Source organism: Methylophilus sp., from assembly GCF_052437885.1.
GTDB lineage: Bacteria > Pseudomonadota > Gammaproteobacteria > Burkholderiales > Methylophilaceae > Methylophilus.
In genome coordinates this window covers 163,250-181,561 of the sequence record NZ_JBQVPB010000004.1, presented here as the reverse complement: position 1 = coordinate 181,561, position 18,312 = coordinate 163,250, and the positions used below count along the sequence as shown (strand labels likewise).

The following is an 18,312-nucleotide window of genomic DNA, read 5'->3' as shown; positions in this document are numbered from 1 at the left end:
TATTGCCATTATTACGGCTTAAAGGTGTCTAGTAAATTAGTGGCGATTCATAACATACTAAAACTTCTGTCGCATTTTTAGCTCCATTGCATAACTCAATGGCCTGACCGCGATTCAAACCAAGTCCACCATTATCAGAATGTGCATAAGCCTTATCAAAGCAATCTGTAACCTCAGTAGCACTAGAAGTAAATGGATTTAGTAAAACCAGCAAAAGGACTATTTCAAGCATGTGTTTCATATCTAGCTTCGCTTTTTGAATTGGTTTGAGTAGTCTTAAGCGTGCGTATCCACTCATTCATCTTTCCAATTTCCATGAGGTCAGAAACTAGCTTTTTACTTGAAACGGTATTTGAGCAGTGCCCAGTTGAAACGCTTTTTGAGATGAAGGTGATCAAGTTGTCTCTACGGTTGCAGTTAACTTCACAAGATAAATTTTTAAACAAGAAATTCACCCTCCAGCTTCCGTGATCTGCTGGGTAGTCCTCGAAGGTCAGAATCTGACAACCAGCATAGTTTAGTGATGCATACAGATCTCTCTGATTCATATTGCACACCCTTATTGGTATTATGATTTATAGTTTTCCTCTACAGCTATATTAAACCAATGTTATTAACATATGTTAACTATCTGTGATTGAGAATTTCAACTATGTGTAGCAACTTTGATCCTATCAAGATTAATAAATCCAGTTGGGTTAACGAGCACTTTAAATGTGAATTGCCTCAAGGCGATTGGGATGCGAATGTATATTCGACCGCTCCAGTACCCTTTGTGTATCTGGATGATGGCCAAGTCAAATGTGAATTAGCGCAATTTGGGTTGGTACCTCCATGGGCCAAAGATAAAAAACGTCATGGCCGTCACACATACAATGCCCGCACTGAAACAGTTCACACAACTCATTCATATGCTTCACCATGGCGGAAATGCAAGTTTGGCTTAGTGCTAGCGAATAAGTTTTACGAACCCTTATATGATGCAAGTGGTAAAAACTGGGTGCCAGCAGGCATTTTCAGATCTGATGGAGAACCAACAGCAATCGCATCTATTTGGGAAAGGTTTGTAAACCAGGATACCGGGGAAGTGACTTTTTCATTCTCGATGCTGACAGTAAATGCAGATGAGCATCCATTAATGAGTCGCTTTCACAAGCCAAAAGATGAAAAGCGTTCAGTGGTAGTAGTGGAAGATAAAGATTTTACTCAGTGGCTAAATGCTAAACATGACAATGCCAAGGAGTTGCTGAAATTGAGTAGAGATGGCTATCTTGATTACTCTGCACCTGAAATTAAAATATCTCAGAAATCATTATTTTAGATTTCCCAACCAAATCACCATCCATCAGCATCACTTTAAGTGTGACTTTGTATAACCACTTCAAGACGTGTGTTCGCCATTATGAGATGAGCATCAATTCCAATATCTCGTGAGCACCCATTCCAGTTCAAGTGGAGCAGTGATTCCAATTGAGTGGCGCAGTGCTGCTGCAATTGTTCAGTTGACCACCCAAGCCCCTTTTATAAACTACTAATAAAGAGCCTAGGTATATTGGCCCCTGGAGGTCGAAAAATTGATTAGTTCTGGTCAAATCAGAGTTAAACAGAATCAAGTTTTTGTGATGCCTGACAGTTTATCGCTATTTTTGGTTGTGGGTTGAATATACTCGCTGTCAGCGAAGCCCCCTCATCTCCATGGAAAGTTCTTATAGCGCTTAGTATGATATTTAGCGTCTGGAGTATATGCATCTACTACACAAAGAAGTTTATGGTGTCGCCTTGGCGAATTCTGAAGCGCTCCGGGATTCTTAGTGACATACCAGAAATCAATATCTTGGATAGTCTACAAATGCGCTCGTTTATTGTGGATACAAGTATACATAGTCACAATTAGGTGTAATACGAATAATAGAATTTCGCCATTAGTTGTTACACACTAGAGTTTTATAATTTATTCAAATTGAATAATAAATCGATTAACTACTTACTAACATCCCCTTATTCTTAGTAGAATGAGGATTGCATCATGAAAAACCTTTTCCTTTTACTACTTATATCAATAGTGACACTGCAACCGCTCTATGCGGCTACGGCAGATTTCGCACATATGTTGAGTTCGGAAAGTACAGAAGAAAAAACTGTGATTCACATGATTGAGCATTTTGATCATGTTGCGCATCATCATGATGAAGATGGCGACTCTCATGAAGATGAGTCTCAACAATCTGTGGCTCACATGATAGATTTTGAGCACGGCTTGAATTTGGTATCAATACCAATGGCAGCTCCAAAAGTATTCCTCAATCAACTGGCAAGTGTGGCTCCGCTTTACTTCCCAGTGGTCTACTATAATCCATCTAATTCCCCGCCCTTAAAGCCCCCTTTTAAAGCCCTCTAAGTGCCCGGCAAGTAATTCTTGCTGGGCGCTTTGCACGTTTATTTAATCAACATGCAGGGGCTTTTCCATGATTTTTTCTTCAAAGGTACTGTGCCAATATCGGCTCAGCGCATATAACTTACTCATCCATGCAAGCTTGCTTTGCTTCATACAAGCACATGCTGAAGATGTGCCATCATTTGGTGTATTACTGCGCCAAGGACTTTCTCAAGCGCCTATCTTACTTGAGCAGTCAGCAAATATTCGTGCAGCAACCGCGAATATTCAGCAAGCTAAAGCTTACTTAAATCCTTCTATCAGCGGTCTCAGCGAAAACCTAAACACAAGAGCCGACTACATCCAGCATACAGTTCTCTTAACTCAGCCATTTGAAATAGGCGGTAAGCGTGCTGCACGAATCGAAGCAAGATCAAAAGATCTATTAGTAGCTGAAACACGTGACCAGGAAATACAAGTCTTGTATGCAGCGGAGCTCGCTACTGCTTATGCCATGACAGAGGCAATGCATGAGCGAATGAAAGTAGCAGAAAATGACATTTCCAGAGCCAACGACGATACCAATGCTGCAAAAACATTAGTTGAATCTGGTAGGGAAGCAAGCTTACGTGTCTCTCAAGCGCAGGCAAATCTTTCAGCAGCAGAAGCTTCATTTCAAGCTGCTGAAGCTAACTTCATAGAAGCGATGGTGCGATTATCCGCATTGGCAGGTTCCACTTCGACATATACAGGATTGGGTGAAAGTTTTACCTCAAGAATACTTTCTGAAAATCGTGCAAAAAAAGATGATTCAGAAACTTCACCAGCAATTCGCAGAGCACAGGCTGAACATGAGGCCCTACTTTCCCAAGTTACAGTTGAAGAAAAAAGAAGTATTCCAAATATCGAGATAAGTGCTGGTGTTAGGCACTTCGAAGGAATCAGCAGCCAAGCCTTTGTGATCGGATTTGGATCTGCAATCCCCGTATTTGATCAGAATAAAGGCGGTATTGCTGCGGCTAATGAGAGAGCCATTGCGGCGGAAGCTCGCTTAAATGCCACAAAACTTCAAGTTAATGCAAACCAACAAGCAGCCACTGCTCAAGTCAACGCATCAGAGAGGCGACTTAAGGCAGCCCGGGAAGGTGAGCGCGCAGCTACACAAGCATACCAACTTGCAAAAACCGGGTACGAAGCGGGCAAAACACCCCTCATCGAATTACTTTTTACACGTAAATCCCTGACTGACGCAAAACTATCCACCATTGATGCGAGTTTTACATTCGTCAAATCATTGGCAACCCTAGCTGCCGCCGAAGGGCGCATCGCATTTGGAGATTTTAAATGAGTTTCTCTAAGACAATAAAGATCGGTGCTTTGCTGGGACTGACAGCGATTGTTTTTCTATTAGTCGGCTACAAGCTGGCAAATTGGCAAAATCAAAACGTGCCTGCTAAACAAGAAAAAGAGTCGGTGAATTCCAAAGAGTCACCCGTTGAAACGCCGCTTGATAAAGAAATTGTGATTCAAGATCAGTTTATCGAATCATCCGGTATAAAAGTCTCTAAGGCCGATGTGGGCCAGGTAAGTAATGAGATATTAGCTCCAGCGCTAGTTACCACACCTCCCGGCGCTGAAGCCACTGTCATTGCCAGAGTTGCCGGCACTATCAAGCAAATCTATAAACGGTTGGGAGATACCGTTAAAGCAGGTGAAACCGTGGCGCTGGTAGATAGCCTGGAAGCCACTCGCATGACCGCAGAAAGAAAGTCTGCTATTGCGAAACTAGAACTCGCCAAGAAAGTGTTTGCGAGAGAGTCCATGTTGTTTGAAAAAGGTGTTACACCCCGCCAGGACATGGAGGCTGCTCAATCTGCACTAACTGTTGCTGAAGCTGAGGCATCAGAAACTCAGTCATTAGCAAGAGCCACGAATATTGCACCAGATGGTCATTCAATTCTAGTTGTTAGCCCTGTAGATGGGAAAGTCACTGCAGAGACTGCAACAGTGGGCGCATTTGTACAACCTGCAACACCACTATTCAGTATAGCCAACGACAAACAGATCCAAATTAATGCGTTCATCACTGCGCAAGATTTCTCGAAAGTCAAAGTTGGTGACTCTGCCACAATTTTGAGTCGTAATGATCAAGAGTACAGCGCCAAAGTAAGGTCTATCACGCCGTCAGTCAATGGTTCTAATCAAACAGCCACGGCGATATTAACGCTTGAAGATAAAAACACATCGCTAGTCATCGGCGAAGGCGTGCAAGTAAGACTGCATACCGTGTCAGCTAATCAAAGTGACATGATTGTGCCTGAAGATGCTATCCAGCATATCGAAGGTAGGGATGTGGTGTTTATAAAAACAAAAGTCGGCTTTAAGCCCCATCCAGTAGTCGTTGGCCAAAGAGGCAATGGATATGCTCAGATTCTGTCTGGACTGGACCGTAACCTTTTGGTTGCTACTCAGAATGCTTTCTTGATTAAAGCTGAGATGATTAAAAATGCGCCGGAGGAAGATTGATGACTAGCATCTTGAACTTTGCAGTTAACTTCCGATGGCTGGTAATTTTTCTTACAGTCATTATGACTGGGATCGGTGCCTGGCAACTCAATCTACTACCGATTGACGTGACGCCTGACATTACCAATAAACAGGTACAAATCAATACGGTAGTGCCAACATTAACGCCGGTGGAAGTTGAAAAACGCGTGACGTATCCCATTGAAACCGCGATTGCCGGTTTGAATGGCGTTGAGAATTTCCGTTCGTTTTCAAGAAATGGTTTTAGCCAAGTCACGGTCATTTTTAAAGAAAGTGCCAACCTCTACTTTATGCGGCAGCAGGTTGCAGAGCGACTATCACTCGCTAGGGCCAACTTGCCAGACGGTGCCGAACCGATCATGGGTCCTGTATCAACTGGTCTTGGAGAAGTGTTTCATTACAGTGTTGAATTCGCATTTCCTGATGGAAAGAATGCCCCCAGAATAGATGGAAAACCAGGTTGGCAAACAGACGGAAGCTTCCTCACCGATGAAGGTCAGCGTCTTTATGGTCGTATTTCACAGCTGGCCTATCTACGCACCGTTCAAGACTGGATTATTCGACCACAGCTACGAACAACGGCAGGTGTTGCTGACGTTGATAGTCTAGGTGGATATGTGAAGCAATACGTGGTTGAACCCTATCCTAATAAGTTATCTATCTATGGCATATCGCTTCAGCAGTTAGGCAAAGCCCTGGAAGAAAACAACACATCCGTTGGAGGTAATTATATTCAACGTTCAGGTGAAGCTTATCTTGTCCGAGCAGATGGTCGAATCAAAACGATTGAAGATATATCGCATGCGGTAGTTACCACTAAACAAGGTGTTCCAATCAGTGTTGAGAAAGTAGCCAAGGTAAGTATCGGCGGAGAACTCCGGACCGGGGCTGCAAGTCGTGATGGTTACGAAACAGTAGTTGGCAGTGCGCTGATGCTTGTGGGTGCCAATAGTAGGATTGTTGCCGGTGCTGTAGGAGACAAGCTAAAAATAATCGGTAAAACTCTCCCACCAGGCATTGTCATTGTTCCAACGTTAGACAGATCTCAGCTTGTGATTGCAACCATCTCCACCGTCTCTAAAAACCTTGTTGAAGGCGCTTTACTTGTTGTAGTGGTCCTGTTTGTTTTACTTGGTAATTGGCGCGCAGCATTGATAGCAGCGCTTGTTATCCCGATTTCATTTATGTTGAGTGCTATTGGGATGAACTCGCTCAATATATCCGGTAATTTAATGAGCTTGGGGGCATTAGACTTTGGCCTGATCATAGATGGCGCAGTCATCGTTGTAGAGAATGCTTTACGCAGACTCTCTGAGCGACAAAAACATCTTGGCCGCCGACTTGAATTAAATGAGCGGTTAGAGGAGGTAATTGCATCATCCAAAGAGATGGTCCGGCCTTCGGTCTATGGTCAAGCAGTCATTTTTCTAGTGTTTTTGCCTTGCCTGACCTTCCAAGGGGTTGAAGGCAAAATGTTCTCACCTATGGTAATCACACTCATGTTGGCTTTGGCATGTGCGTTTGCACTTTCCATGACATTTGTACCTGCATTAATAGCCATACTTCTCAAAGGCGATTACCAGGAGAAAGAAACATTCCTCGTAGCGAAAACAAAGCATTTATACGAACCTCTTTTGCATCGAGTAATGGCGTCTCCACGTATGTGTATTGTCATTGCGGCGCTTGTTTTAGTCGCAGCAGGATTCACCTTTAAAAATGTAGGTAGCGAGTTTATGCCTACATTGGATGAGCAAAATCTCAATCTGTCTTCAGTGCGGATTGCCTCTACATCCATTGAGCAATCTGTGGCCTTGGATCTGCCTTTAGAAAAAGCATTGCTGAGGTTGCCAGAGATAGAAACTGTTTACTCAAAAGCAGGTACGGCCAGTTTAGCTGCCGACCCAATGCCGCCTAATGCTTCAGATAACTACATCATTCTTAAACCTAAATCAGAGTGGCCTGAAGGCATTACCACTAAACAGCAAGTCATTGATCGTATTAGAACAGCTACGGAGCCTATTATTGGCAACAATTATGATGTAACTCAACCAATTGAGATGCGCTTTAACGAATTGATTGGTGGGGTTCGAAGCGACGTGGCAGTAAAACTATATGGCGATGATGTAGACCAACTGGCGCTCGCTGCTAAACATATCTCAAATGTGTTGCGTAAAACACCCGGAGCTATTGATACACGGGTTGCCCAGACAAGTGGATTCCCAACGTTTGAAATCACCTTTGACCGTGCAGCTATTGCTCGCTATGGATTAACTGTCAAAGAGGTTGCTGATACAGTTTCTGCGGCGTTGGCCGGGTTACCTTCAGGCCAGATATTTGAAGGAGATAAACGTTTTGATGTGACGATCAGGATGCCACTTGAACAGCGTAATAATCTGGATATTATCGGTTCATTGCCAATCGTAACTTCTGTTGGGGGTGAGCAATTCTCAGTGCCTCTTAGGCAGTTGGTGCAGTTCAAGTTTACCCAAGGCATGAATGAAGTAAGCCGTGATAACGGCAAGCGACGTATTTACATTGAAGCTAATGTGGAAGGTCGAGACTTAGGTAGTTTTGTCGCTGATGCACAGAAACGCATAGAACGAGAGGTCAAATTACCCACTGGCTCCTGGATTGAATGGGGTGGACAGTTCCAAAACCTTCAAGAAGCCACCGAACGTCTTTCAATGATTGTACCCATATGCCTGTTATTGATCGCAGCGGCTATTTACCTTGCAATTGGCAATATTGGACTATCAGCAATCGTGATGACGACGGTTCCGCTAGCTATGGCCGGTGGGGTATTCGCATTGGCACTCAGAGGTATTCCGTTCTCGATCTCGGCTGCGGTTGGATTTATCGCAGTATCGGGTGTAGCTGTTTTAAATGGCTTGGTATTAATTTCTGCTATCAAAAAACGTATTGATGCCGGTATACCTGTAGACGAAGCTGTGAATGAAGGCTCAATGGAACGACTCAGGCCGGTAATGATGACAGCATTGGTAGCGATACTTGGATTTATTCCAATGGCGATTGCCACCAGTACAGGAGCCGAAGTTCAAAAGCCTCTTGCGACGGTTGTTATTGGCGGGCTAATGTCTGCCACAGCCTTAACTCTCTTAGTTTTGCCGGCATTAACCACCATGCTTCTTAAGCGTAATAAATAGGGAGATTTCGATGTTTTCAGTATTAGAAAATCGCACTTATCGACACCTGTTTCTAGCCCAAGTTGTTGCTTTACTGGGGACAGGGCTAGCTACAGTTGCACTTGGTTTCCTGGCTTTTGATTTGTCGGGAGGAAATGCTGGCGAAATACTTGGCACTGCCCTCGCCATTAAAATGGTCGCTTACATTTTGGTCGCTCCGATTGCTAGTGCAGTAGCAATCAATTTTCCAAGAAGAAAATTGTTAGTAACGCTTGATTTAATCAGAGCAGTGGTAGCGTTAGCGTTGCCATTCGTCACTCAAGCTTGGCAGGTATATGTGCTGATATTTGTTCTGCAATCAGCCTCTGCTGCCTTCACACCAATATTTCAGGCGACGATCCCTGATATTCTCCCGGAAGAAAAAGACTACATAAAAGCGTTGTCACTTTCCAGACTGGCTTACGACTTAGAGAGCGTCGCCAGCCCGATGATTGCGGCAGCACTTATAACAGTCGTCAGTTTTCATGGGATATTTGTTGGCACTACGATTGGATTCATTGCATCAGCGGCGCTCATCGTTTCTGTGATATTACCGAAGAACTTACCACTCATTCAACGTAGTATTTATGAAAGAACCACCAGAGGCATTCGAATCTATTTGTTAACTCCCCGGTTAAGAGGGTTGCTGGCTCTAAACTTGGTGGCGGCTTTCGCAAGTGCCATGGTAATTATCAATACAGTGGTGTTGGTGCAAGGCCAATTTAGATTAAGTCAAACATTCACCGCGATAGCGTTTGCTGTGTATGGGGCGGGTTCTATGTTATCTGCGGTATTAATCCCACGCTTACTCATTAATAAAACAGATAGAAGTGTCATGCTCACCGGAGCATGGATGATGAGCCTGTGCTTACCTTTTGGAGCGTTTGCTGATCAATATAATTTGATGCTACCAATGTGGTTTGTTTTAGGTGTCGGGTATTCATTAATGCAGACACCTTCAGGTCGATTGCTGCGACGTTCATCGCACGATGAAGATCGACCAAGTTTATTTGCAGCACAGTTTGCCCTGTCGCATTCATGTTGGCTAATTGCATATCCGATGGCAGGATGGCTTGGAAGTGGTGCTGGGTTACCCATGACATTCATCACCATGGGAGTTTTAGCGGGAGTAGCCACCCTGGCAAGTATTATGTTCTGGCCCAGACAAGATTTAGAAGTGATTCCTCATCAGCACACTGAATTAGCATCGGATGACCCTCACATGCAACTAGTAAATGCTTCTGGAGTCCATGAGCATTTATATTTCATCGATGATATACATTCCGAATGGCCTAAAGAAATACAAAAGTTCTAATCATCAATAAAAAAGCGGCCAGCAAGGTGCTGAGCCGCTTTTCATCACTCGATAAGATCATTTGCTCCAGTGACCAAGAACCCATTGCCATTGATGAGTCCCGTAATCCCATCTCCAATGTGCTTTTACCCATTGAGTTTTTCCTAGTGGGCGCATCGTCTGCATATTCTGCATGCGATCTATGGGCTTAGGTGGTTTGGGTGGTTTTGGGCTTTTAATTTTAAAAGTAACCATCTACTCCTCCAGTCTCAGCCTATTCAATGACAATGATAATCGCCAGTTTTTCGATCATGATGACACCCATCTTTGTCAGTTCCCCCAGAATGCGCATGAGCAAAACTAGATCCAATGGTAAAGACCATAACTACTAAAGCAATAATTCCTTTCATAACCAACCCCCTTTAGGACTGTATTACATTAATGGAATCATTCACTAATCAATAGTAAATGCTTTTGAAGCATACTCCTTTCGGCATGAAGCTGCTGGAAAAGCTCAGTGGCTGGTGTATCCCTGTCCACCAGGCCTTCACTTTCAAAATATGATTACGTTAACGATGATTGAAAACTCATGGACTTTGAGTCTTCATCGCTTTTTGTATTGTTTTGGCTAAGTCGGCAGCTCGTCCTTTGCCCCAGTAATGCATGAACAGATAATGCGGCTCTTCATCAGTCATATGTTGATGAATAGCAACTACGTTAATTCCGCCCCCACGCATCGTTTTTAGAACACCTTGCATTTCATTAGGAAGCATCGCGAAATCACCATCTACAACGGCCTTATCATCGGTGCCGGCAAAAGCCGCCCAAGTATTTACACCCATGGCATTCGCAATCGGTTTCCCGTGCATGGAAGATGCTCTACCGAATGAAATTTTGAACATGCCGTCTTTGCTTTCCCCCTTTTTTCCAAAAAGCTCTTCAAGTGGTGGGGCAGAAATTGTACTGATTGAGGGGATTTCACCGTCGAAGGACTTCTGTGGTTCAGGCTTTGCCTTCCTAATGGCATCAATCGTCTCGTAAACATGCTTTACACCATTGGCCAACGTAATTTCGTTTCCCATCCCGCCGATATGCATGAAATACACTTTGGGATTATCAAAGAAGAAGTGATTATGAAGCGCTGTCACTTCCAGCCCTGACTCGAATGCTGCACTCATAACCGGATTAACTTCATCTTCGAACAGAACAGTATCGCCCATCATCATAAGGTGATCCTGTCCCGAAGTGAACGCTGCCCAAGAGGTCAATCCCATAAAAGGTGGCATCTTCCAATTATCGACATTGACCTGAACATCCGTGCGAGGGCGAGATATCTTGAATACCTGTTCAGTTTCGGTGTACTGACCTTTTAAACCCGTAATTTTCTCGATTGAAGCTGTATCAAACGATGGCCCAGCAACGATTGCCGTAGAAGTGAGAATAGACATCGCGGTTGCGATAGCCAGTGTTTTAAGTCGTTGCATCATTTTCCTTTCACAAATCAAAAGCTAAGTTTCAACAACATGCCCAGTAGGCCTGATGCAAGAATCACGGCAATAACACCGACCTTAAATCTGAAGATCGCTATTAAAGACAGGACAGCGAAAACGAGGGAAGGCCAATCAATACCACTGCTAAAGCCTGTAGGCCAAAATACGTGATATGCAAAGAAAAATGCCAGATTAAGAATGACTCCGACAACCGCAGCTGTAATTGCAGTCAACGGCGCAGTGAACTTAAGGTTGCCATGCGTAGTTTCTATGAAAGGGCCGCCCATCAGGATGAATACAAAACTAGGGAGAAAAGTAAAGAAGGTTACGATGGAAGCAGCAACGAAAGCGGAACCAAATACGGCATTTACGCCAAACACCTGACTTATCCATCCCCCTACAAAGCCAACAAATGTTACAACCATGATCAATGGCCCAGGTGTGGTTTCTCCCAAGGCCAAACCGTCAATCATTTGGACCGGTGTTAGCCAGTTGTAGTGCTCCACCGCACCCTGATACACGTAAGGTAGAACGGCATAAGCCCCACCAAAGGTAAGTAGTGCTGCTTTTGTGAAAAACCAACCCATCTGTGTGAAAGCGGAATCCCAGCCATAAACAGTTGCCAATGCTGAAATTGTTACAGCCCATATTCCTAACCCTATTGCTAATACAAGTCCAAATTTTTGCCATGTGAATAAAGCATGTTCAGGAGTTGGCGTGTCATCATCGATCAACGCTTTGCCATATTCATGTTTGCTGGCGCTATGTCCGCCTCCGCCCTGGAAGTATTGAGGATGATATTTGCCACCTAGGTATCCAATAACACCAGCAGTGAGCACGATGATAGGAAATGGCACTTTGATGGCAAAGATTGCTATGAATGCAAGGGCAGCTATACCCCATAGCACTTTGTTCTTAAGTGCACGGGACCCTATTCGGTATGAAGCAAATAAAACAATGGCAACAACTGCAGGTTTGATCCCATATAGAATTCCTGCTACTGCAGGCAAAGAACCATATGCCATATATACAAAGGCTAGGCCAATAAGAATAAAAAATGAGGGCAAAACAAAAAGAACACCAGCAGCAATGCCTCCCCATGTCCGGTGCATGAGCCAGCCAATGTATGTAGCTAATTGTTGAGCCTCAGGGCCTGGAAGTAACATGCAGTAGTTGAGAGCATGCAGGAACCGTTTTTCAGATATCCAATGTTTTTTCTCAACCAGGTCATGGTGCATGATGGCGATTTGCCCTGCAGGACCTCCAAAACTGATAAAGCCCAACTTGAGCCAATACAGGAAAGCTTCTTTGAAGGAAATAGGGGTAGGAGAAGAGGTGTTTCTATTTGTCGCGTCCATAAGCTCTCATTTCGTGGGATGTCCCAAGATTTGAGCAGACCTTGGACGGAAATCGTCTTGAAACGGGGAGGCTGCTTAATCCCCATGCCTTCATTATAATTTTATTCTAGCGCCCATGACAATATCTAAAATATGCTTTATCAGTGATTATTTGGTTGTGGCTGATGTTTAGGATAAATACGAACGAGCAAAACTTTAGGCCCAAGCATTTTCTTGACTACAACATCAAATTTCTCGAAAGGTATACGTTGCCCTTCTTCTGGTAGTTCAGCCAACTTCCACAAAATTAAACCAGCGACCGTATCAGCCTCTACCGATTCAATATCAATGCCTAAGGTACGCTCTAAAGTATTAATAGGCAAAGTTCCTTTGCCTAGAAGAGAACCATCATCAAGCTTTGTCCATTCACTTTGAGACTGGCGGAATTCATCTCGGATATCTCCTACCAACGCAGATAACAAATTATCTAATGTGATAAATCCAATTGGGGGATAGCCCTCATGACCAACTATTGTGAGGTGCGGAGCACCCTTTTGAAGGCGTCGGAACAGCTCATTTGCTGAGGTGTCTGGCCCAACGAGATTCACTGGCCTTAATATCTTATGTATAGCCTTAAAATCTGGATTTTTGCTGAAGGTAATAAACAAATCTTTGATATGCACTATCCCCTGAACTTGGCCCTCATTTGAGACTAGTGGATATCGGCTGTAACGATGTTGGGCAATACGCGCCATATGTGCTTTGAACGTATCGTCTTCCAATAACACCGCCGCTTCCTGGAATGGATGCATAAGATCAGAGACTTTAAGTTGCCGGAAATCAATTGCCTGCGCTAATACTTTCAATTCTGATGCGCTAAACTCAGCACTAGGACGAGAGCTCCTTAGAATGATCTTAAGCTCTTCAGGGGAGTAATGTGTATCGTGCCCTTCTTTGGGCTCTAATTTCAAAGCCTTAATGACCAGATTAGAACTTTTATTCAATACCCAGATGGCAGGAAACATAACCCAATAAAAAGTGAATAGGCCCGGAGAAGTCAACAAACCTATGCGCTCGGCCATACGAATGGCTAAGGACTTTGGCACTAATTCACCGACCACAATGTGTAAATATGAAATGGTGAAAAAAGCAGTGACGAAGGCAATTCCATGTATCCACTGTTGATTTGTTACCCCAATACTCACCAATGCAGGTTCAACTAAAGCAGCAAAAGCGGGCTCACCTACCCAGCCCAAACCTAACGAAGCTAACGTGATGCCCAATTGGCAAGCGGATAAATAAGCATCTAAATCACTATGTACCTTTGCCAGCATCCGGCCGCGCCATCCCAGATTCTTTGCAATGGCATTCACACGCGTGCTGCGCAATTTAACCAGGCTAAATTCAGCGGCTACAAAAAAACCATTTAAAAGCACGAGCAAGAATGCCCAGAAAACTAATAATAAATTACTACTCACGAATAATGCCTTTTAATTCCCTTGTCAGCTGAAATGCAATTTAAGGGATTTGTAGTTTATATCTAGAACAGGTGGAATACCAATTGAACTGCTGAGACTCAACTGATTGTATTTCAATGAATCAATTGATTGGATGAGTAGGAATGTAGCTTAAGTGCGATTAATTGCTTTTAATTCATCGCATATTTTTTTTTGGAGATCATCTAACTTTAGCTCTTCATTTGCGATTAGATACGATAAGGTTTTTCAAAATAACACCCCTCCACAATTTAAGTTCGACACTAGTTGGGTTGTACTAACTTTCCTTTTTTGGGGTCAATTTGTGTTCCGATTGATGCAATTTCTACACCCCAAGTGTATCGATTTGAGCTTCTGTCAAATTGATATACAGTGACTTCAGGGAGATTGCGTTGATCAAAATGTCTGCCTAACCTTATACAAATTGATGGCGAGGCAGCTAGCGCTAAATGCACCTTCTTAACTCCCCGATTTTTTAGTAACGCCATAACGCGCAAAAAACTTTCAACAATCTGTACTTGATCTGCTTCAGTCCATATGGAATTAGGTGTTGCAGTCGGATTCTCGATTTTAGCCACTTTGAGATTAGGCCATGTATTCGAAATGGTTGAATCCAAAACTGCAAAAGTAGCCGCCACTGCAACGACAACCTCAGTATCTTGACTGGAAATTCTGGGATCAATTTGCTCGTTAACTACAATCGATGGCTCATTCTGATCTAAAGTTTGCCATTCATCTTTCAGGCGTTCATATTCCCATACGTTAGGACTGAATTCATCATCCAGAATTACACCAAATAAAAATTGAAATGGGGTCGGGGCAACTGTACCTGCATGAATGGAAACATCGCCAGGATCTTTACCTGCTATGGCAGTTTCAATTCTGGAGTGTATGTTATTAACCTTGTCTAGGGCCTTTTCTAACTCTGAAGATGTGCCCGCAGTCACATGCTGGCCGATCTCGACCAGGACCTCATCTACCTGACCAATCATTGTCTTAGAGATTGAGGACTTTAAACTTTGATTGAGCGTTGCAGACAATCCGCGAAGCTCGATGATGATATTTTTCTTCCTAGCGTTATTACGTCGAAGAGTTACCCAATCTTTTATACCAATCCAAAAGCCACCAATCATTAATAGGGCTCCGAATACGCCTATGATATAGAGGACAATTTCAGAAGTGTCCGAAGTATTTATACCGACGGCTAAATGCCCATTGTTTATATAACGGTCATATTCAAAGATTAATTTATAACCACCAAAGGCAAGGACTTCTAATGCAACCCCACACTTCACGAGTGTTCCAGCAAAAGAAGGCCTAAAAAATTTGATTAAATCTACTATCAATAAAAAGTATTTCATATCGTTAAATACCCCACTAATTGAATTTCAAGATTTTTATTTCCTACCCACACACCAAATTTTTCCGTTCCTACAATGATCGAAAGTAAATTTGGAGATATCGAATTTGAAGTACTCAATATCTTTCTAAAATCTGCATTATCGACAGAGGATGGAGTGGGGATCTCTTCCGGGTGCGTATGCCAAATTCCTAAACAAGTACCTTTAGAGTTGGTATCTTTCCACCATCTATCAGCCTTTTTCTGATGGCCTTTACCTCTATAAAATGAGTATCGAGAGCGCTTATCGCCAAAGCATGGGACAGTACATAACTCAACTAATAAACCATGGCTGAATTGATCAATGTAGCCCAACAAAAGCCCGCCTGCTTCCTTTGAGTAGACTCGATTCTGCTTATAGCTTCTGAATTGATTAATCACTTTAGAGTCAATATTTCCTTTAACCTTATTGAACTCGAAGTAGGCCCTATCATTACTTATGTATTGCAGCATGGGCAGTTGCCTTCAAAAATATCAGTACTTGTAAAAACAAGCTTTGAATTTGCGCCCAGCGCATTTTTATAAACTTCAGACGTTTTAATATTATTCGTAATAGCATTATCTTCCGGACCGATCCAGCGGCTGTAACCAGTCCTTTGGGAAAGCACGAAATCCGTAATCAATTGAGCGCTTTTGAGGGCGTCCAAGCCAGAGTATGGTAAAAATCCTATGCATCCCATCAAGTTTTTTGTAATTTTCTGATTTGGCTCTAAATATGAGGTGCGAGATAAATTACCAGGTGCATTTCCGTCAACGATGTGAAGGCACTCCAGACATCCTTTCTCCTGAGCTGCCATCGATATTGCATGGCCACCGAGCCCCAAAGCCTCCACCCATCCGCATACGATTTGAAACGGCCACCCCTCATTTTTTGCGCGTTTTACAAGATAGCGCTCCAAAATCATGTTGCCGGTAGTCAATATCAAACAGTCGATATCAGGCAGGCCAGAGGCAAAATAGCTTTCCAGACTCTCAGGAACCGGATGAATAGTAAGTTCAAGAAACCTCTGTTTTAGGTGTTCAGCTAAAGCACTTACTTTATTTTTACCTACATGTTGTTTGCCTAGTACATGCCTGTAAACATTGTCGTTGGTGAATATATCGCTATCAATCAAACAAAGGTTTGTGATTCCAGACATACACAACAACTCAGCTACTCTTGAACCGATTGCCCCGACTCCAGCAATAGCAACCCGAATATCTTTAATTTCAGTTCCACCACGCTGAGCATAGTAGTAGGGACTTAATTCTTTGACTGCATAAAAATTCAGTTGGGATATCTCAGAATTCTGACTTCTTACAAATGAGATGGCGAAATTTGAATAACCAAAGACATTGGCTACCCTGATTACTAATCCCCCGATTCTTTTTTTTGATAACTGCAAATCAGGATGATTATTTAAGAAAGATTTCAACCAGTTAATATCTGGCTTTGAGCCCATGGAGGGTATGCGTTCAATGCTAGTTTTAATGACATTGGCCGTATGAAAAGTTGCTTGCTTCCCAGCAGTTGCTTGACCTGAAGCGGTAATCGAAACTAGTGAATGCTCTTTCTTGCCTACATTCACATTGAAAAAGACTGAATCAGCTGATCCAAATCCACCTTCAATCATCCGATTGCCAGTAACAAATCTCTCGGATAAATAATCCTGAAGCTCATTGGCAAATGCCTGAAGTTTTTCAGATGCGGTTAGTTTATTGGCATCCTCAATAATTACTAGTGCGGATTTGACGACAAACTCAACTACACCATCCACATCATCGGGATTGAAAACTACACCTTGTCTATCGGAAATGCAGATGTTGCCACACGGTGAAATGTGAGGGTGCCCCCAGAAGTAATCTGGATTTCTAATGTAAATTGTAGGCAACTCAAACATCAAGTCACCCTTAAACGATATTTGTAATGGAAGTTCGTTGATTGAAAAATTAATCTTCAGTAAAGCACTCGTGGATTCTTCCACGCAGACATCTACTGCTTTTACGTTTGTCAAAGCAGTAGATGCTAGTGCTTCAAGAGGATGAGCTTTTTTCAAGCAGAACTCCCTGTGACAGTCACAGATCGCGGAGTATTAGACTTCGCAGCCTCTGCTTCAGGCACAGGGAATTCATCACCAAATTGTTTAGCTAGTTTTTTACAAGCTTTATGAGTGTCAGTCTCGCTTTGAGCTTCGTTTAAAACTGAAATTAAACATTCAAGTTTGTCTTGCAAGTTTTCTTTCTGAAGCTCTGTGAGTTTGGCTACCAAACTTGTAAATGGTGAAACCGGGAGGTGAATGTCGAACATACCCCAATCCAGTTTATTTTTCATCATTTCAGCTAAGTCTTTCAGAGCCAGTAAATCACGTGGTTTATTGTCATTAAAAACATCATGATTAGGGACAAAGTACTCGCCTGCAAATACGGTCAAAGCAATACTTGGAAGGTTAGAGTGACCAAGTTTAAGATCACGCCATCTTTTAAGGTATGAAATGACTCTGAGGAATTGCTTACGGTCATCACCGCTAAATCGCTCATATACCCAGTCGATTAGCTCTTTGGGAGCTGAATCTTCCCAGAGAATTTTGTCTTCGTCTGAGTTGGTTTTTCCCTTGGCGATGTAATAATCATTATCTTCTTTGCAATAAATTGCCAAGTCCACATGGAAATCTACCTCGCTGCCCTTCATATAGTTAACTCGAACGCATGGATATTTGATTTCCACTGAACGATTACCTTTGTTTAAAGCGAAGAACACCTCTTTTTTAATTTCAAGTGCTGTGTACTCAGTACTATCCATGTCGAACACGATACCAACATCGATATCGTAATTTCCGTCCAATGGCATAACACCAGTGCCCATGGCATAACTACCCTGATTGAAGTGAGTCCAGGTTGGGACTTCTTCCGAAAGGCCTGCACTAAGGGCATCTAGCAGGATTGTGCGTTTCTCACGCAATCCTGCTTTTTCATCACTGATCTTAATTTCTTCGTAATACTCTTTGAACTGTTGCTGACAATACATTCACTTCCCCTTTACGATTGAGAGTTGTGCCTTGCAATGATTACAACATATAGTACTTTAAGTCGGCACATATTCTATATGTAGGGGTGCTTGTAGGAATTTCAAGCCTTCTTGTGATTTTTTTTATAATATTTATTTTGAATAATGTTTTGTAATTTAACTTATAGAAGTTATATACCCAAACTGCAA

The 18,312-nt window shown here is 42.8% G+C and carries 15 protein-coding genes; 6 read left to right on the top strand and 9 right to left on the bottom strand.

Annotation, left to right across the window (positions count from 1 at the left end; all coding sequences use genetic code 11):
• Positions 1-28: 28 nt before the first annotated feature.
• The gene (locus tag ACT6RZ_RS05745; protein WP_444701203.1) at positions 29-298 is read right to left on the bottom strand and encodes a hypothetical protein; all 270 of its coding nucleotides are present in this window, start codon (positions 296-298) and stop codon (positions 29-31) included.
• 354 nt (positions 299-652) lie between these two features.
• On the opposite strand from ACT6RZ_RS05745, the gene ACT6RZ_RS05740 reads away from it, so the two are divergent.
• From ACT6RZ_RS05740 to ACT6RZ_RS05715, 6 genes are all read left to right on the top strand, one after another.
• Positions 653-1,321, top strand: coding sequence for an SOS response-associated peptidase (locus tag ACT6RZ_RS05740; RefSeq protein ID WP_442584242.1), 669 nt, complete (start codon positions 653-655; stop codon positions 1,319-1,321).
• A gap of 705 nt (positions 1,322-2,026) precedes the next feature.
• The gene (locus ACT6RZ_RS05735) at positions 2,027-2,398 is read left to right on the top strand and encodes a hypothetical protein (protein WP_442586983.1); all 372 of its coding nucleotides are present in this window, start codon (positions 2,027-2,029) and stop codon (positions 2,396-2,398) included.
• A 67-nt stretch (positions 2,399-2,465) separates the two neighbouring features.
• Positions 2,466-3,722, top strand: coding sequence for a TolC family protein (locus tag ACT6RZ_RS05730; RefSeq protein WP_442586982.1), 1,257 nt, complete (start codon positions 2,466-2,468; stop codon positions 3,720-3,722).
• A complete protein-coding gene (locus tag ACT6RZ_RS05725; protein WP_444701202.1) occupies positions 3,719-4,900 on the top strand; it encodes an efflux RND transporter periplasmic adaptor subunit in 1,182 nt (393 codons plus the stop codon). The genes ACT6RZ_RS05730 and ACT6RZ_RS05725 overlap by 4 nt, the downstream gene beginning before the upstream one ends.
• A complete protein-coding gene (locus tag ACT6RZ_RS05720) occupies positions 4,900-8,085 on the top strand; it encodes a CusA/CzcA family heavy metal efflux RND transporter (RefSeq protein WP_444701201.1) in 3,186 nt (1,061 codons plus the stop codon). The genes ACT6RZ_RS05725 and ACT6RZ_RS05720 overlap by 1 nt, the downstream gene beginning before the upstream one ends.
• A 10-nt stretch (positions 8,086-8,095) precedes the next feature.
• Entirely contained in the window at positions 8,096-9,418 is a 1,323-nt protein-coding gene (locus ACT6RZ_RS05715) for an MFS transporter (RefSeq protein WP_444701200.1), read from the top strand.
• Between the two features lie 257 nt (positions 9,419-9,675).
• Here the strand turns inward: ACT6RZ_RS05715 and ACT6RZ_RS05710 are convergent, their stop codons facing one another.
• From ACT6RZ_RS05710 to ACT6RZ_RS05675, 8 genes are all read right to left on the bottom strand, one after another.
• A complete protein-coding gene (locus tag ACT6RZ_RS05710) occupies positions 9,676-9,780 on the bottom strand; it encodes a YHYH domain-containing protein (RefSeq protein WP_442586984.1) in 105 nt (34 codons plus the stop codon).
• 204 nt (positions 9,781-9,984) lie between these two features.
• Positions 9,985-10,881: a DUF1259 domain-containing protein gene (locus ACT6RZ_RS05705; protein ID WP_444701199.1), complete on the bottom strand. Its 897-nt coding sequence runs from the start codon at positions 10,879-10,881 to the stop codon at positions 9,985-9,987.
• A gap of 17 nt (positions 10,882-10,898) precedes the next feature.
• A complete protein-coding gene (chrA, locus tag ACT6RZ_RS05700; protein ID WP_442586977.1) occupies positions 10,899-12,245 on the bottom strand; it encodes a chromate efflux transporter in 1,347 nt (448 codons plus the stop codon).
• Between the two features lie 140 nt (positions 12,246-12,385).
• Entirely contained in the window at positions 12,386-13,702 is a 1,317-nt protein-coding gene (locus ACT6RZ_RS05695; protein ID WP_444701198.1) for a hemolysin family protein, read from the bottom strand.
• A gap of 281 nt (positions 13,703-13,983) precedes the next feature.
• Positions 13,984-15,081, bottom strand: a complete 1,098-nt coding sequence (locus ACT6RZ_RS05690; RefSeq protein WP_442586886.1) for an SAVED domain-containing protein — start codon at positions 15,079-15,081, stop codon at positions 13,984-13,986.
• On the bottom strand, positions 15,078-15,572 hold the full coding sequence (locus ACT6RZ_RS05685) for a Mov34/MPN/PAD-1 family protein (protein WP_442583966.1): 495 nt from the start codon (positions 15,570-15,572) through the stop codon (positions 15,078-15,080). The genes ACT6RZ_RS05690 and ACT6RZ_RS05685 overlap by 4 nt, the downstream gene beginning before the upstream one ends.
• Complete coding sequence (locus tag ACT6RZ_RS05680; protein ID WP_442583967.1) at positions 15,557-17,155, bottom strand: ThiF family adenylyltransferase; 1,599 nt, start codon at positions 17,153-17,155, stop codon at positions 15,557-15,559. The genes ACT6RZ_RS05685 and ACT6RZ_RS05680 overlap by 16 nt, the downstream gene beginning before the upstream one ends.
• Positions 17,152-18,123 (bottom strand): cyclic GMP-AMP synthase DncV-like nucleotidyltransferase, encoded by a 972-nt coding sequence (locus ACT6RZ_RS05675; RefSeq protein ID WP_444701197.1) that lies wholly within the window; start codon positions 18,121-18,123, stop codon positions 17,152-17,154. The genes ACT6RZ_RS05680 and ACT6RZ_RS05675 overlap by 4 nt, the downstream gene beginning before the upstream one ends.
• Positions 18,124-18,312: the final 189 nt, after the last annotated feature.